Below are 15,220 nucleotides of genomic sequence, written 5' to 3'. Positions count from 1 at the left end.
CTCCGGGTCCTCGAGCTCGATCCCGGTCCGGTAGTTCTTGGTCCAGTAGGAAATACCCAGCTCGCGGTCATGGTCCTCAAGCTGGTGGACCCACCGCTCGCCCACGCACGGCACACCGGCCCAGATCCACCAGGTTCGAGCCGGAACGGGTAGTACAGGGCTTCGGCCACCGGTTCGCTCTCGCTGTACCTTCTGGTCTCGCTGGCCGGGCCCGCGCAGTCTGATGGTGCCGGCACGTCCTGACGTTTTCGGGGCTGCTTCCCGCTCTCGCCGGCATCCCCGGAGTAGGTTGTGCGTCGCGGCGGTGGCGCTGGTCGGCGCGACCACGCCCGCGTTGCGGCGGTTCTCCGCGGCTCAGGCGAGGCGGTAGCCGACACCGCGCACGGTGAGCAGCACCGGCGGGGGACCGAGCTTCTGCCGCAGCCCGGTGACGACGACGTCCAGCACGTTCGAGGCCGGGGTGACCTCCGGATCCCACCCGGCGGCGACCAGTTCCGTCCTGGTCACCGCCCGCCCGCCCGCCGCGACCAGGAGTTCCAGCACCACGAACTCCTTGACCGTCAGGCTCAGCACCCGGCCGCCCCGGCGGGCGACGCGCCTGCCGGGGTCGATCTCGATGTCCCCGTGCCGCAGCACCGGCGGCGCGGGAGGCGTTGACAGGCGGCACAGGCTGCGCACCCGCGCGATCAGCTCCGTCATCTCGAACGGTTTGACCAGGTAGTCATCGCTGTACGGCAGGCCCTCGACCGGGTTGTCGATGCCGGTGAGGAACAGCACCGGCGCCGCGCACCCGTTCTGGCGCCGTCGTTTCACGTAGTGCAGCGAGTCGCCGGACGGCAGCAGCCGGTCGAACACCACGCAGTCGTAGGTGTTGACGAACAGCGCCTCGTCGGCCTGCGGCAGGTCCCGTGCGACGTCGACGGCGAACCCCGCGCTCCGCAACGATGTCTCGATGGCGAACAGGGTGTCGTCGTCGTCCTCGGTCACCAGCACACGCACGTCGCTGACGGTAGCGGTTCAGCTGGCGTGATCGAGCAACCAGCCCCGGTCCGCGGCTTTCGCACCCGCCTGGAACCGGCTGCGCGCACCGAGCTTGTCCATCAGCTGGGACACCGTCCGCCGCACGGTGCGCACGGAGATGTTCAGCCTGACCCCGATCGCCTCGTCGGTGCACCCGGCGAACAACAGTGAGAGCAGCTCACGTTCCCGCTCGGTGACATCTCCGTCCGCGGTGGCCTGCGCGGTGAACGGCGCCGCGGACCGCCACACGTGCTCGAAGAGCTCGACGGTCGTCCCGACGACGCTCGTCAGCTCGAACACGGCGACCCCGGCCCGGTTGTCGGTGGGCAGCACGGTGAGCGCGCGGTCGATGACCAGTGCGTCCAGCGGAACCTTCGGCGTGGTGCGGATGTCCGCTCCGGCCAGCGCGAACGCGCCGAGGCGGGCCGAGATGCCCGGCGCGGTGCGGGTCCGGTCCGGCAGCAGCACGCGGTAGCGCACGCCCCGCTGGAGGTTGTGGCGGTCGATCTGGCGGAACAGCCTGGGGTGGTGCGGATGCCCGGCCGACGACCAGGCGACGAGCACCTCGTCGGTGGCGCGGGCCAGCCGGGCGTTCACTCCGTTGTGGACGGACGGCGGCACGTCGCCGGGACGGACCAGGGACAGCCGCGGTGCGTTGGTGTGCAAGGTGGTTCCTCTTCTCAGGCGGCGTGGACACGGGCAGCGGCCGGGCCGACGCGCCGGGAGCACGCCTGCACCAGGGGATGGCTGCGGTACCGGCCGGCAGCGGGAGTGTCGAGCAGGTGGTGGTCGACGAGCTCCTCCAGCAGCGCACAGGCTTCCGGCGGCGGTACACCCAGGTGGTGCGCCGCGAGCACGCCGTCGAACTCGGCCGGCAGCGCGCCGAGCGAGCGGAACGCGAGCTGTGTGCGCGGGTCGAGCGACAGATACGAGGAAGCGATGCCGTCGAGCAGCCGGTCGGGATCACCCGCGAGCCAGGCCGCCAGCTCCGCCACCGTCCACAGCGGACGGCTCTGCAACCGCGCCGCGGCCGCCAGCAGCGCGCCGGGCAAGCCACCGCAGGCGCGCACGACAGCGGCCGTCGAACGGCACGAGTTCCGGACGCGGTCGCCTGCCAGCCGGCGGAGCAGCGCAAAAGACTCCGCGCCGCACAACGGGGCGAGCTCGATCCGCACCTCGCCGGGCAGCCGCCAGCCGCGGTTGCGCGTGGTGACCAGGACCAGGCTCTCCGACTCGCCCGGCAGCAGGGGGAGGACCTGGCGGTCGTCGCCCGCGTCGTCGAGCACGATCAGCACCTGTCGCTTGGACAGCTCCGAACGCCACAGCGCGGCCCGTTCGTCCACGTCGGACGGCACGGTGTCCACGCCGATCCCGCGCAGCAACCGCGCCAGCGCGTCCGCGGGCGACACCGCGCCTGCCCGCAGACCAACGAACAGCTGGCCGTCGGGGAAGTCGAGCTGATGCGCCGCGTGCACGGCGAGCGCCGTCTTGCCCACCCCGCTCATACCGTCGACGACCACCGTCGAACCGCCGGGAACCTGCCGCAGCACCGCGACCTCCCGCTGCCTGCCCTCGAACGCGGCGGTGTCCTTGGGCATCTCCCGGCGAGCGGTGCCGGCGGTCCCGTCGGCGAGCGCCCCGGCCAGCTCCGGCCCCGGTTCGACCCCGAGCTCGTCGGCGAGCACCGTCCGCGCCGCGCGGTAGGCGGCGACCGCCTCACCCCGCCTGCCCGCCGCCAGCAACGCGCGCACGAGCATCGCCCACGCGCCTTCGCGCAACGGGTCCTTTGTGGTCAGCGAGCGCAGCGCGGTGATCGCCGCCGGGCAGTCGCCGGTCGCGAGAGCCACCGCGGCGAGGCTCTCCTCCAGGTCGCGGCGCAGCTCGTCGAGCCGGTCCGCGGCGCCGAGCGCCGCGTCCAGCCTGATGCCGTCGAACGGCCTGCCGCGCCACAACGACAGCGCCTCGTGCAACAGCCCGGATGCCGCCGCGTTGTCCCCTTGGGCGATGGCGTCCCGCACCAGTACGGCCAGCTCACGAGCGCGGTCGGCGTCGAGCTCGCCCGGCGCGACCCGCAGCCGGTACGCGCCCGGTTTGGCCTCGATCCGGTTGTCACCCGGCAGCTCACGGCGCAGCTGGGACACGTAGGTCTTCACGTTCGCCTCGGCCGAGGCGGGCACGGCCTGTTCCTGCCACGTCGCGGCGACGAGTTCATCGGTGCGCACCCAGGCGTTATGGTGCAGCAGCAGCACCCCCAGCACCGTCCCGGACTTGCGGGTGCCCAGTTCGAGCACCGCGCCGGTGGAGGTGTGCACCTCGAGTGGCCCGAGTACGTGGAAGATCATGGTGGTTAGCCCCTTGTTGACGCCCCTGGTGCTGCGGCGGTCGATGTCGCGGCACCGAGCATCTTCGTGATCACATGAGGTTTTCATGACACGACCGGGACCCTTCCCGAACCGAGTCCTGCTCGTGGAGGACGACGAGGACATGCGGTTCGCACTCGTCGTCGAACTGGAGGCGGCGGGCTTCGAAATCCACGACGTGGCGGACATCGCCGCGGCTGACCGGGCTTTGGACGGAGTGGACTACGCCTGCGTGGTGTTCGACCGGCTGCTGCCCGACGGCGACTCCATCACCTACGTCCACCGCAGGCGCAAGGAGGGCTGGCCGACCCCGGTGCTGTTCCTGACCCAGCTGGAGAGCGTCGCCGACCGCGTGGCCGGGTTCGACCACGGCGGCGATGACTACGTGGTCAAAGGCGCCGATCTGGCGGTCGTCACGGCGCGCGTCCAGGCGTTGTGCCGCCGGGCGGGCCGCGCTCGCCCGTCCGTGCTGAGCCTCGCGGACCTCGAGGTCGACTGCGCGCGCCGCGAGACCCGGCGCGGCGGTGTGCTGCTGACGTTGACGCACAAGGAGTTCGCCGTGCTCGAACACCTGCTCACGCGCGCGGGCACGACCGTGACGCGGTCCGAGCTGATCGAGCACTGCTGGGACGCCAGTGCCGAGCCGATGTCCAACGTGGTGGACGCGGTGGTGCGCAGGCTGCGGCAGAAGCTGCTCGAACCGGAGCTGATCCAGACCGTCCGGGGCGTCGGCTTCCGCCTGGAGGCCCCGTGATCGCGGCGCGGACGGGCGCGGCGGGCAGGCTGCGCGGGCTGCGGTGGCTGCTCACCGGCCTCTTCACCGCGTTGAACGCGGCCGGCCTGCTGCTCTTCGCGTGGCTCGCCCTCGACATGGACTCCAAGCAGGGCGAACGGGCCATCGACGCCGAGCTGCGCCGCGTCACCCCGGCGGTGATCCAGCTGCTCGACTACAGCGACGGCAGGCTCACCACGGCCAAGCTCACCCTCGACTCGCTATACGTGCGGTGCCCGCAGTTCGCGGTGATGCCCACCGGCAGCGCGGCGTTCGAGGCGCGGCTGAGCAGGTTCCCCTGCGCGAACGTCGACCAGGCCGTGCTGGGCGAGATCGCCGCGACAGCGGTGCGGACGCGGACACCGCAGCTCGGCTACCTGCGCGGCACCGACGGCAAGCTCGTCCGGTTCTTCGCCGAGCCGATCGCGAGCCCGGACGGGTCCTACATCGGCGCGGTCATCGCCTCCGCCGACGCGCAGGACGAGAAGGACCGGCACGACCGGCGGGTGCTGCTGGTCGCGCTGGGCTGCCTGGTCCTCATCGGCGCGCTCGGTGCCGCCGGGCACGTGGTCTCCGGCTGGATGATCAAACCGGCGGCGGTCGCGCTCGAACGCCACGAGGAGATGCTCAACGGGATCGCGCACGACCTGGGCCGACCGGTCACCGCGCTGGGCCTGCTCGCCGACACCGCGATGCGCAACCCCGCGAGCATGGGCAAGGTGACGCCGCGGATCATGCGGCTGTCCAAGCGGATGGGCGGCATCATCGGCGGAACCCTCATGCAGGCCCGGTTCGAGGCGGGCGTCCAGCAGCTCGCCATCCAGTCGGTGCAGCTCGACCAGCTCGTCTCCGCCGTGGTCGAGGACATCCCCGCCGAGGGCGCCCGCATCGTGTTCTCCGCGGTGCCTACGCGGGTGGACGCGGACCCGGTGCTGATCCAGCGCGCGGTGGAGAACCTGCTGGGCAACGCGATCCAGCACGGCCACCGGCCGGGGGAGAACGCTGTCGTGCACGTGAAGGTGGGCGGCGGCCGGGTCGTGGTCGCCGACGAGGGGCCGGGGCTCGACCCGGTGACCGCCGAGAAGGTGTTCGGCCGGTTCGCCAGCGGCGGGGGATCGACCGGTCTCGGGCTGTACCTCGTGCGGCGGATCGTCGACGCGCACGGCGGCGTGCTGCGGATCTACCGGTCGAGCAGCGGTGGAGCGATCTTCGAGCTGGTGCTGCCCACCTGATGTACCGATTCCAAATGGTTCTTGTACCCGGCTGGTTACCCTACGTGCTGTGAGTGACAGGCGCAGAGCTTCCCGTTGGCCGCTGATGGGGCTGATCATCGCCGTCGTCGCCGCCGCGACGCTGGCGTTGACCGGCGCGGCCAAGCAGGTCCCCGGCCTCGAGTTCCTCCAGACCGGACACTGGATCGCGAGCCCCGACCTCGGGCTGGTGGTGCACGTGGACGGTGCGACCAAGCGGTCGGACGCGCAGGTCGCGGTGCCCGGTCTCGAACCCGGTGCCCAGGTGCTGCAGAACGAGACGCACGGTTACGTCGTGGGCAAGGAGGACGCGACGGTGTTCGGCAAGTCGACGCTGTCGGTCGAGTCGACGGTGCCGCTGCCGACCGGGGCGCGGCCGGTGGGGCTCGAGGTCGCGGGCGGGCCGTACGCGGTCTTCCGCGACACCGGTCAGGTGGTGCGCTTCGGCACCGACGCCGTGCCGATGTCCGTCGGCGGACCGCTCGGTCCGCCCGTCGCGACCGGTGACGGGACGGTGTGGCTGCACCGCACCGACAACGGGGCGATCTGCCGGATCAACCGGGGTTCGACCACCGTGGCCTGCCCGGCCGTCGTGCCATCCGGGCACAGCGGCGGGCTGACCGTCAGCGGCGACCGCGTGATGTTCGTGGACGCCACCACGGACACGATGAGCCCGGTCGAGGCGAACGGTCTCGGCGCGCCGGTGAAGCTCGGCGTCGACGTGCCGCCGAACGCGAAGATCGCCCCGGTGGACGCGGGCGGCAAGGTCGCGGTGCTCGACCCGGCGACCAACCGCATGCACATGGTGGACGGCAAGGGCGTGGCGACCGTGCAGCTGCCCGCGGGCCAGTACGACGGCCCGACGGTGACCGGCGAGTCCGTCGTCGTGCTCGACCAGAGCCAGAGCGTCGTGCGCACCTACGACCCCACCGGCCGCGAACGCGTGACCAGTGCGGTTCCGGCGGAGAAGGGCAAGCCCGCGCTGAGCCGCGGCGAGGACGCGCGGGTCTACGTCGACGGCGGCGAGGGCAAGCACGTGATGGTCGTCGACAAGGACGGCTCGGTGAACCCGGTGCCGGTCGTCGGCGCGAAGAAGGACCAGCCGCGCCAGCCCGTGCCGCCGCCTGCCGAGAAGCCCGCGGACAAGCCTGCCGACAAGCCCGCTGACAAGCCCGCTGACCGACCGGTCCAGCCGCCCGCTCGTACCCAGCCGCCGGTCCGCACCCAGACCCCGCAGCCACCCCAGACGCCGCCACCACCGCAGACACCGCCGCCGATCCCGGTGACGCCGCCCGGCATGCCGCAGAACCTCGCCGTCGCCATCTCGACCAAGCAGACCGACGCGACGGTCACCTGGGGCAACGCGCCGGCCAACGGCGCGCCGGTGACCGCGTACCACGTGTCGTGGCAGCGCTCGGACGGTCTCACCGGCTCCGGCCGCACGACGGGCAACTCGTTCGTCATCACGGGCATCTGGTCGGGCAAGGACTACTCGTTCAGCACGACCGTGGTCGCCGAGAACAGCGCCGGGCGCGGCACACCCGCGACCGTGCAGACCACGGCACCGCCGAGCAAGCGGTCGATCAGTCTCACCAAGGGACCGGCCGCCGGGCCGTGCGGCGAGCCGAACTGCTACTGGATGCACGTCGTGATGACCGGGTTCGAGTCCGAGACCCACTACGACGTGATGCCCCACTCGACCGATCCCGGCTACGGCAACCCGGGACACGGCGTGACGACCGACGGCCGCGGCCGGGCCGAGTTCAACGCTTTCTACTACCACGGCGCCGGCCACACGGTGTGGGTCACGACCGACGGAATCGAATCGAACCGCTTGAAGTGGACGGAGTGAATCAGGTGCGTGCGGCCGCGGTGTTCTCGGCGATCTCGGACAACGTCCAGTTGGTGGTCCGCGGCAAGCCGGACGTGGTGCGGCTCGCGGTCGTCGCCATGCTCGCCCAGGGCCACCTGCTGGTCGAGGACGTGCCGGGCCTGGGCAAGACGACGCTCGCGCGGTGTCTCGCGCGCAGCATCGGCGGGAGCTGGAGCCGCATCCAGTTCACCCCCGACCTGCTGCCCGGCGACATCACCGGCGTCACCGTCTACCACCAGAAGGACGAGAAGTTCACCTTCCACCCCGGCGCCGTGTTCGCGAACGTCGTGGTGGCCGACGAGATCAACCGCGGCACGCCCAAGACGCAGTCGGCGATGCTCGAGGTGATGTCGGAGCGTCGGGTCACCGTCGACGGGCAGTCGCACGAGGTGCCGAACCCGTTCCTGGTCGTGGCGACGCAGAACCCGATCGAGATGGAGGGCACCTACCGGTTGCCCGAGGCACAGCTCGACCGGTTCCTGCTGCGGCTCTCGGTCGGCTACCCGGAGATCGCCGACGAGGTGTCGATCATCATGAACAACTGCTCCGGGATGGACCCCGACCGGTTGCAGCCGGTCGTCGACATCGCCGCGCTCGTCGAGGCGATCAACGAGGTTCGGGTGTCCTATGTGGACCCGGCGATCTGCGAGTACGCGGCCCGGCTCACCGCGGCCACCCGGATCCACGCGTCGGTGCGGTTCGGGGCGAGCCCGCGCGGCAGCATCGCGCTGGTGCGGGCCGGGCAGGCGCTCGCCGCGACCGCGGGCAGGGCGTTCGTGACGCCGGACGACATCAAGTACGTCGCGGTGTCCGCGCTCGCGCACCGGCTGGTGCTGACCGCGGAGGCCGAGCTGAAGCAGATCTCCGCCGCGTCCGTCGTGGCGGAGGTGCTCGCGAGCACCCCGGCACCCGCGCTGAGCGGCGCGGGCCGCTGATCATGCGGCTGACCGTGCGCGGCACCGCGGTGCTGGTGGTGTCGGCGGCGCTGCTCACTGCCGGGCTGTGGGGCCGCTACCCGTTGTTCCTGCTGCTCGGGGTCGCCGGGCTGGCCGCGGTGGTGATGGCGGTCGTCGTCACCGCTCGTGGTGTGCGGGTGTCGGTGACGCGCGACGTGTACCCGGACCGGGTCGAGCGGGGCGCGCGGGCGTTGGGAAAGCTGAAGGTGCGCAACACTTCGCTGCGGTGGCAGCGCGGGTTCACAGCGTTGGACGAGGCCGGCCGCTTCGAACGTGTTGTGCGCGTGCACGGACTGGCGCCCGGTGCCGAGAAGCCGTACGACTACACGTTGCCGACGCCGGTGCGAGGCAGGATGCCCGTCGGGCCGTTGAAGCTGCGGCGGATGGACCCGTTCGGGTTGGCGCGCAACAGTTTGACGACCGGTGACGTCGTGACGCTGTGGGTGCACCCGCGTTCGTTCCCCGCGTTGGCGCGCACCGGCGGGTTTCCTCGCCATCATCACGAGGGCACGTCGAACGAGCGCCTGCGCGGGTCGCTGGACCTGAGGGAGCTGCGCGAGTACCAGCCGGGCGACGAGGTGCGTGACATCCACTGGAAGGCGACCGCGCGCACCGGGCAGTTGATGGTCAAGGAGTCCATCGATCCGGACCAGCCGCGGCTCACCGTCCTGCTCGACACCCGCACGTCGGCTTTGTCCGCGGCGGCTTTCGAGGAGTCCGTGGACGTCGCGGCCTCGTTGCTGCGGGCCGCCGCGCTGGCCGGTCATCACAGCAGGCTGCTGACCTCGTGCGGCACGGATCTCGCGACCGCGGGGGGACCGCTCGCGGCCAGGCAGCTGCTCGACCAGTTGTGCTTGCAGCAGCAGAGCACCGACGCCGGGCAGTTGCTGCCGACCGTGCGGCACCAGGGCGGGTGCTTCGCCGTCGTGACCTCCGGTGCGGCCGACCTGTCCGCGCTGACCGGGCTCCGGTCGCGTTACTCGTCGTTGTTCGTGTTCTTGTTGGACGGACAGGTCGTCCCGGTGCCCGGTGCACGGGTGCTGGCGGCTGTGGATGCCGCCGCCGCGGTGAGCCAGTGGAACGAGGTGCGGACGTGAGGGATCGGCTGGCTCTTGCCTGCGTGGTGCTCGCGGCGGCGGTGGCCGGGCTGTGCTTCGCGCCGGTTTTCGGGGTCGTCGCACTGCTTCCGTCCATCTCGGTCGTCGCGGTGGTGACCTTCGCGGCGGCGGTGCTGTCCGCTCCGGTCGCGGCGTGGCGGCCGTTGATCGGTGTGGTGGCCGGGCTGCTGGGTGTGGTCGAGGTCCTGCTGTTCCCGACGACCGTCTTCGGCCTGCCGACCGGTGCGACGGTGGCCGCTTTGGGTGTGGGCGTCACCGACTCGTGGCAGCTCGCGTTGCAGTCGACGTGGCCCGCGCGACCGGACGCGGCGTTGCTGCTGTTCGTGCCGCTGCTGGTGCTGGTGGCGAGCGTGTTCGGCGTGGAAGTACTGCTGCGCCTGGGAAAACCGGTGCTCGCGCTCGGACCGAGCTTTCTTGTCGTTGTGCTGAGCCAGTTCTTCGGCGCGTTGTCCGGTGTTGCCGCGATCGCCGCCGCGCTCGGGTACGTCGTCGTCGCCGCGACGTTGTTCGTGGTGGTCCGGTCCACGGACGAGAACGTGTCGGCGTGGGTGCTGCTGCCCGCGCCCGCGGCTGTGGTGGCGGTCGTGGCCGTGGCCGGACTGTTCGTCTCGATGCCCGCGCCCGTGTACTCGTTCAAGCAGGACCAGCTCGTGCCGCTGGCGTTGCGGGTCGCGAGCCCGCTCGACGACATCGCCTACCGCCGCGCACATCCGGACGCGCCGGTGTTCAAGTTCCGCCCGCAGTGCGCCAGTTGCGTCCCCGATCGCTGGCCGGTCGTCGTGCTCGACTCGTTCGACGGCGTCAACTGGGCACCCGGCAGCAAGTACCGCAGGATCGGCACCGAGCTGCCCGCGCCGCGCGTCGACGTCTCCGTGCGCCGCCGGGACGCGATGATCAGCCTGCGCGAGACCGGCGGCCGATGGCTGCCGAGCCAGACCTGGCCCGCGGCCGTCACCGGAGCCGACCCGCTGGTCGAGGAGTCGCAGGGAACACTGCTCGTGCAAAGCACCGCGACCGAGTACGTGCTGAGCTGGTGGGAACCGGAGGCCGGCCCCCTCGAAGGCGCGGCGGTCGACCCGTACGTCGCGGCCGGGCGGGAAGGCGTCGGCACGCCACCGCAGGGCGTTGCCGAGCTCGCCACGGAGGCCACCCGCGGCGTCCGGTCGAGCTTCGTCGCGGCCTTGCAGCTCGAACGGTTCCTGCGCGAGCACTACCGGCTGGCAGCGGACACCGACGTGCCGGGCGGCCACAGCTGGCCCCAGCTGCGCCGGTTCCTGCTGGAGACCAAGGAGGGCACGAGCGAGCAGTTCGCCAGCGCGTACGTCGTGCTGGCGCGGATGCTCGGCATCCCTTCCCGGCTCGTCGTCGGCTACCGCACGCCGGAACCGTCGGCGGGAGGCGAGTACGTGGTGCACAACGACGACGTGCTGGTGTGGCCGGAGGTCGCGGTCGACGGCGTCGGCTGGGTGCCGCTAGACCCGGCGAACGCGGCGAACCGCGGCGGCAGCAAGGACACCGGCCTCGCCGCGGCGACTCGTGAGGCACGGGACAAGCTGCCGCCTCCGCCTGACCTGAAGAACCCGCCAGTGGCTGATCGGCCCGTCGGTGACGGGCCGGTGGAAGACGCGGGCCAGCCGTTTCCTTATGGCGTTGTGCTGATCGTGGTGGTGGCGCTGGTGGTCGTGTGGCTCGCCGGGGTGCCGTTGGCCAAGTGGGTGCGTGCGCATCGTCGGCGGCGTCGGCCGGGAGGCGGCGCGGTGGTTGGTGCGTGGCTGGAGGCGCGGGACCGGTTGCGCGAGCACCGGGTGCCGTTCACGGTCGGCATGACGCCGATGGAGATGGGGTACGCCGCCGTCCGGTCCGGTGTTCCGTCCACAATGGACGGCATGCGGGTGCTGGCGACCGCCGTGGACGTGGCGCTGTGGTCAGGCCGGGAACCCGGTGCGCAGGTGCGCGAGGAGGCGTGGGCCGCTGTTCGGGCGGTGCGGCGCGGGCTGGCGGCACGAGGTTTCGTGGCTCGGCTGCGCGCTGCTGTCGACCCCAGGACGTTGGTGCGTTAGAGGGTGCAGGTGGCGCCACGGATCGCTTTGGGCTGGCTTTCCCAGATCCGCAGGCTGTCGGTGCCGTGGATTTGGAAGCAGTAGGGCCTCGTCGGATCCACCGGGATGGTCGCGGTCCGGTTGCGGTGCACGTAGATCGTGCGCTGCGGCTCGCCCTCGCCCGCCACCGTCACGGCGAAGTCGAGGCGGTCGCTGCTGAGCCAGGTCAGGTCCACGGAGTCGCCGCGGTCCACCGGGTTCTCCAGTTCCAGCTGCACCGCGGGCGGTGACTGCGCGGAGCTCGGGCTGGTGGCTGCGGTGTTCGGGCTGATGGGCGCGGTGTTCGGGTTGGTGGGCGCTGAGGCCGGGTTGGTGGGCGCTGCCGGGTTGATGGGCGCTGTGCCCAGGGTGGCTGGTGCGGTGAGCTCGGTGGGAGTGGCGCGGAGCACGAGGGTCACCGCGATGGCGCCGAGCACGATCAGGGTGCCGGCGCCGCCCACCGCCACGCGTGTCCGCCGCTGACCGCCCATCGCGCCGCGCACCGCCTGCTGGTCACCCACTGCCTCGTGAGTCCGCTGCTGCTTGTGCGCATGCGCGGGCCGCTCGACCGGCTCGCCGCCGAAGTCGTCCCACTCCGCGATGAGTTCGTCCGCCGTGCCGTCACTGATCGTCTCTGGCGCCAGGTTCACCACAGCCTCCACCGATGTCCGCTAGCTGCCGAACCCGTTCCCCGAGCGCCCGGCCTGCCCGATCGTAGGAAGCCAGTGACACGTGTCGGTGGTGCGCGGCAGCAATCTGCCGTGGCAGGTGGGGAAGGGTTGACGTGGCATCGAAACGGGACCAACTGCAGGCGCACGTCTTTCTGGTGCAACGGGTGATCTCTGCGCTGGTGCACCGCGAGACCGATCCGGAACAGCCGGTGTTCCGCCGTCCGTCCAATGCCGCCATCGGCAGCATCGCGGTGGCGGTGCTCGCGCTCGCGGCGGTGTGGGTGTACGGACTCGTGGTGCCCGGCGGCAACAAGGCGTGGCGCGACGGCGACTCGGTCATCGTCGAGAAGGAGACCGGTACCCGGTTCGTCTACCTCGCGGGCAGGCTGCACCCGGTGCACAACTACACCTCGGCGCTGCTGGCGCTGGGCAAGCACGCCGAGACCCGTTCGGTGTCGAGCAACTCGCTCGCCGGTGTGCCCCGCGGGCCGCGAATCGGCATCCCCGACGCACCGGATGCGCTGCCCGCGCGGGGGAAGTTGCTGACCGGTGGCTGGACCCAGTGCTCCCAGCCCGCACCGGACCGCACCGGGTCCACTGTGGACGAGTCGGTGCTGATGGTCGGGTCCGAACCGGCGGGTGGTACCGAGCTCGCCGACGAGGCACTGCTCGTCGAGGTGCCCGACACCGGCGACCAGTACCTGGTCTGGCACGGCTATCGGCACCGCATCCGGCAGCCGGACACGGTGTCGGTCGGGCACGCGCTCAAGTCGGAGCCGCGGGCACGTGTTGGGCTGGCGTTCGTGGACGTGCTGCCGGCGGGCCAGCCGATCGCGCCGATCACCGTGCCCGAGGTCGGGGAGCCGTCGACCGCGGTGGCGGGTCAGGACATCCGTGCGGGGCAGCTGCTGGTCGCGGAGACGTCCGGTGGTGTGCAGCACTACCTCGCGAAGACCGACGGGCTGCTGCGGATTTCCGAGTTCCAGTACGACATCCAACGTGCGTTCGCACCGACCGCCGCCGCTTACGGAGGTGGCGAGGCCACCGGAATCCGGCTCGGACTGCTCGCTGCGGCACAGGCGAAGGTGGAGCCGTCCGCCGAACCCGCGGCCGGCGACGCACCACCTCGCCGCCCCGCCTTCGCGCCGTCGGGCAGGGGAGCGGTCTGTGCCACCTACGCGTCCGGTTCGCCGGTGCCGAAGCTGCGCGTCGATCCGGCCATGCCGGGAGCGGACCCGATGACGACCACTCCACAACGGACGGACGGCGGCATGCCGCTGGCCGACCGGGTCACGGTCCCGCCGGGTCGTGCCGCGCTGGTCGAGGTGATGCCGAGCGCGCAGTCCCCGGCTGGGACTCTGGCGATTGTCACCGACATGGGACGCCTGCACGTTCTGAAGAACGCCGAGGTGGCCCGCACTCTCGGCTACGACGCGGCCGTCCCGGTGCGGATGCCCGCCGCCCTGGTCGCCAGGGTGCCTCAGGGCAGCCCGCTCGAACCGGAAGCCGCTCTGCGCCGTTGACACATGAAGGAACCCTCATCCACGTGGAGCGGATGAGGGTTCCTTCATGTGTCAACACGTTAGTCCTTGCGCGGCGAGAACCTGAGCACCGCGCCCGACTCCGTCGAGATCACGACCTCCATGGTGATGCCGTTCGAGTTGAGGTGGCCCTTTCCGCCGATCTCGGCGCGCAGGTTGCCGTTCACCGGGTCGCCACCGAAGACCTTCGTCAGGTCGGGGGTGCGGGTCACGACGAACGTGGTGAAGCCGAACTCCGGCGCCAGCGGAATGGTGACCTCCCCGTTGACGAACACCTCGCACGTCCCGTCCGTGCAGGAGGCGTAGTCCACGCCCTGTGCCGCGGCCGCAGGAGAAGCGGTGGGCGGCGTGGAGGTCGTCGTCGTGGTTGTGGTCGTGGTGCTGGTGCTGGTGCTGGAAGGAGGGGCGGCCGGAGGTGCGGCCTGGCCGCAGCCGGCGAGAACGAGTGCTAGCAAGGCGATTCGTGACATGGCTGTATGTCTAGTGATCCGCAGCGGTGACGTCGTCCGCCTGACCGGAAGAGGCCACCACGTCCAGGTACGCGCAGCCGTGCGCGAGCAGCAGCCGCAGGTCGGCGAGCACCGACCCGACGGCCTGCGCCGGCTCCAGCGGCTGGTCCAGCTCCGTCAGCACCTTCGCCCGCACCTCGCACACGTCCCACAGCGCGGGCGCCAGCGGTCCCCACTGCCACAGCTCGTACGACCAGTCGTCCAGCCACGCGACCGTCGCGAGCCCCGGCACCCCGACGCCGTGCACACCCGGATCCGCTTTTGTGTCACCAAGTCCGGTCAACAGACCGCCCATCCGGTGCCGTCGGGTGAACTCCAGCGTCGCGGGCGCACCGGTCGGCTCGGCGGGCACGGCGGCAAGAATTCCCCGCACCAGCAACGAGTTCACCACGTCCGGCAGATCCGCGAGCGCGAGCACGTCCCGCACCGTCCAGTCAGCCTTGCCCGCGCGCCCGGACCCGTGCGCGAGCACCCAGACGACGAACTCGTCCGCCGTCAACGTCTCCGGCCGCCACCCGACCCGCACGACGTGGATGTCGCCGCGCCGCCCGGCGTAGTGCCCGATCGGGAACACGATGTCGTTCACAATCTCACGTCCACACAGGCAGCCCGGCCGCCGAGAAGGGTGAGGAGCGCGGCGAGCACCCCGTCGAGCACCTGGCGCGGATCGATCTGCTCCGGATCCTCGATCCCTGCCCCGGCCGCCGCCTCCGCCGAGACGCGGCACGCGTGCCACAGATCGGGGGAGAGCGGCGACCACTGCACCAGATCGGCCAGCGCGGGCGCGAGCAGCACCAGGGGATGGTGCAGCAGCCCCAGCCCGACAAGCCCAGGCTCGACGGTCCCGAGCCCGAGCGCCAGCGGGATCAGCCGGTGCCGGGACGCGAACCCGACGGCGTTGTCCGGCAACACCTCCACCAGCAGTCCCCGCTCGACCAGGGCGGCACCGGGCTCGGCCCGCAGCCATGCGGCGTGCTCGGCCGCGGACAGCTCCACCACCTCCGCGCCGACCCTGATCTCGTGCACGGGACCGTCCTGGTGCCGCACGCCCCACGAATGTCCAATTGGGACG

At 71.5% G+C, this 15,220-nt stretch carries 14 protein-coding genes; 7 read left to right on the top strand and 7 right to left on the bottom strand.

Features of this window, described 5'->3' with window-relative positions; all coding sequences use genetic code 11:
- Positions 1–354: 354 nt before the first annotated feature.
- The 3 genes from UK23_RS33345 to UK23_RS33335 are packed head-to-tail and all read right to left on the bottom strand — an operon-like array spanning position 355 to position 3,362.
- Positions 355–999 (bottom strand): response regulator transcription factor, encoded by a 645-nt coding sequence (locus tag UK23_RS33345; protein WP_045315692.1) that lies wholly within the window; start codon positions 997–999, stop codon positions 355–357.
- 18 nt (positions 1,000–1,017) lie between these two features.
- Entirely contained in the window at positions 1,018–1,686 is a 669-nt protein-coding gene (locus UK23_RS33340; RefSeq protein WP_045315691.1) for a helix-turn-helix transcriptional regulator, read from the bottom strand.
- A gap of 14 nt (positions 1,687–1,700) precedes the next feature.
- Positions 1,701–3,362: an AfsR/SARP family transcriptional regulator gene (locus UK23_RS33335; protein WP_196777987.1), complete on the bottom strand. Its 1,662-nt coding sequence runs from the start codon at positions 3,360–3,362 to the stop codon at positions 1,701–1,703.
- 85 nt (positions 3,363–3,447) lie between these two features.
- Here UK23_RS33335 and UK23_RS33330 point away from each other — a divergent pair, with 85 nt between their 5' ends.
- Genes UK23_RS33330 through UK23_RS33305 form a run of 6 tightly spaced genes read left to right on the top strand, consistent with a single transcriptional unit; the run spans position 3,448 to position 11,409 of the window.
- Positions 3,448–4,134 carry a response regulator transcription factor gene (locus UK23_RS33330; protein ID WP_196777986.1) on the top strand — a complete coding sequence of 229 codons (687 nt, stop codon included), beginning with the start codon at positions 3,448–3,450 and terminating at the stop codon, positions 4,132–4,134.
- Positions 4,131–5,384: a sensor histidine kinase gene (locus UK23_RS33325; RefSeq protein WP_082115170.1), complete on the top strand. Its 1,254-nt coding sequence runs from the start codon at positions 4,131–4,133 to the stop codon at positions 5,382–5,384. Before UK23_RS33330 ends, UK23_RS33325 begins: the two co-directional genes overlap by 4 nt.
- Before the next feature lie 49 nt (positions 5,385–5,433).
- Positions 5,434–7,254: a fibronectin type III domain-containing protein gene (locus tag UK23_RS33320; RefSeq protein ID WP_156213565.1), complete on the top strand. Its 1,821-nt coding sequence runs from the start codon at positions 5,434–5,436 to the stop codon at positions 7,252–7,254.
- Entirely contained in the window at positions 7,251–8,210 is a 960-nt protein-coding gene (locus UK23_RS33315) for an AAA family ATPase (protein WP_231114800.1), read from the top strand. The genes UK23_RS33320 and UK23_RS33315 overlap by 4 nt, the downstream gene beginning before the upstream one ends.
- Before the next feature lie 2 nt (positions 8,211–8,212).
- On the top strand, positions 8,213–9,328 hold the full coding sequence (locus UK23_RS33310) for a DUF58 domain-containing protein (protein WP_045315690.1): 1,116 nt from the start codon (positions 8,213–8,215) through the stop codon (positions 9,326–9,328).
- Positions 9,325–11,409, top strand: a complete 2,085-nt coding sequence (locus UK23_RS33305) for a transglutaminase domain-containing protein (protein ID WP_156213564.1) — start codon at positions 9,325–9,327, stop codon at positions 11,407–11,409. Before UK23_RS33310 ends, UK23_RS33305 begins: the two co-directional genes overlap by 4 nt.
- Here UK23_RS33305 and UK23_RS33300 read toward each other — a convergent pair.
- Complete coding sequence (locus tag UK23_RS33300) at positions 11,406–12,077, bottom strand: hypothetical protein (protein ID WP_156213563.1); 672 nt, start codon at positions 12,075–12,077, stop codon at positions 11,406–11,408. The genes UK23_RS33305 and UK23_RS33300 overlap by 4 nt on opposite strands.
- A 185-nt stretch (positions 12,078–12,262) precedes the next feature.
- Here UK23_RS33300 and eccB point away from each other — a divergent pair, with 185 nt between their 5' ends.
- Positions 12,263–13,621: a type VII secretion protein EccB gene (gene eccB / locus UK23_RS33295; RefSeq protein WP_231114799.1), complete on the top strand. Its 1,359-nt coding sequence runs from the start codon at positions 12,263–12,265 to the stop codon at positions 13,619–13,621.
- A gap of 59 nt (positions 13,622–13,680) precedes the next feature.
- On the opposite strand, the gene UK23_RS33290 is transcribed toward eccB, so the two are convergent.
- The 3 genes from UK23_RS33290 to UK23_RS33280 are packed head-to-tail and all read right to left on the bottom strand — an operon-like array spanning position 13,681 to position 15,174.
- Positions 13,681–14,109 carry a hypothetical protein gene (locus UK23_RS33290; protein WP_045315686.1) on the bottom strand — a complete coding sequence of 143 codons (429 nt, stop codon included), beginning with the start codon at positions 14,107–14,109 and terminating at the stop codon, positions 13,681–13,683.
- 10 nt (positions 14,110–14,119) lie between these two features.
- A complete protein-coding gene (locus UK23_RS33285; RefSeq protein ID WP_045315685.1) occupies positions 14,120–14,734 on the bottom strand; it encodes a hypothetical protein in 615 nt (204 codons plus the stop codon).
- Positions 14,731–15,174, bottom strand: coding sequence for a hypothetical protein (locus UK23_RS33280; protein ID WP_156213562.1), 444 nt, complete (start codon positions 15,172–15,174; stop codon positions 14,731–14,733). Before UK23_RS33280 ends, UK23_RS33285 begins: the two co-directional genes overlap by 4 nt.
- Between the last annotated feature and the right edge of the window lie 46 nt (positions 15,175–15,220).

The organism is Lentzea aerocolonigenes, assembly GCF_000955955.1.
Taxonomy (GTDB): domain Bacteria; phylum Actinomycetota; class Actinomycetes; order Mycobacteriales; family Pseudonocardiaceae; genus Lentzea; species Lentzea aerocolonigenes_A.
This window is presented reverse-complemented; position numbering and strand designations above follow the sequence as displayed.

Excerpts from the sequence above, each read along its gene's own strand:
- UK23_RS33335 (WP_196777987.1), bottom strand. The coding sequence starts at position 3,362 with ATGATCTTCCACGTACTCGGGCCACTCGAGGTGCACACCTCCACCGGC.
- UK23_RS33330 (WP_196777986.1), top strand. The coding sequence starts at position 3,448 with ATGACACGACCGGGACCCTTCCCGAACCGAGTCCTGCTCGTGGAGGAC.
- UK23_RS33310 (WP_045315690.1), top strand. The coding sequence starts at position 8,213 with ATGCGGCTGACCGTGCGCGGCACCGCGGTGCTGGTGGTGTCGGCGGCG.
- UK23_RS33290 (WP_045315686.1), bottom strand. The coding sequence starts at position 14,109 with ATGTCACGAATCGCCTTGCTAGCACTCGTTCTCGCCGGCTGCGGCCAG.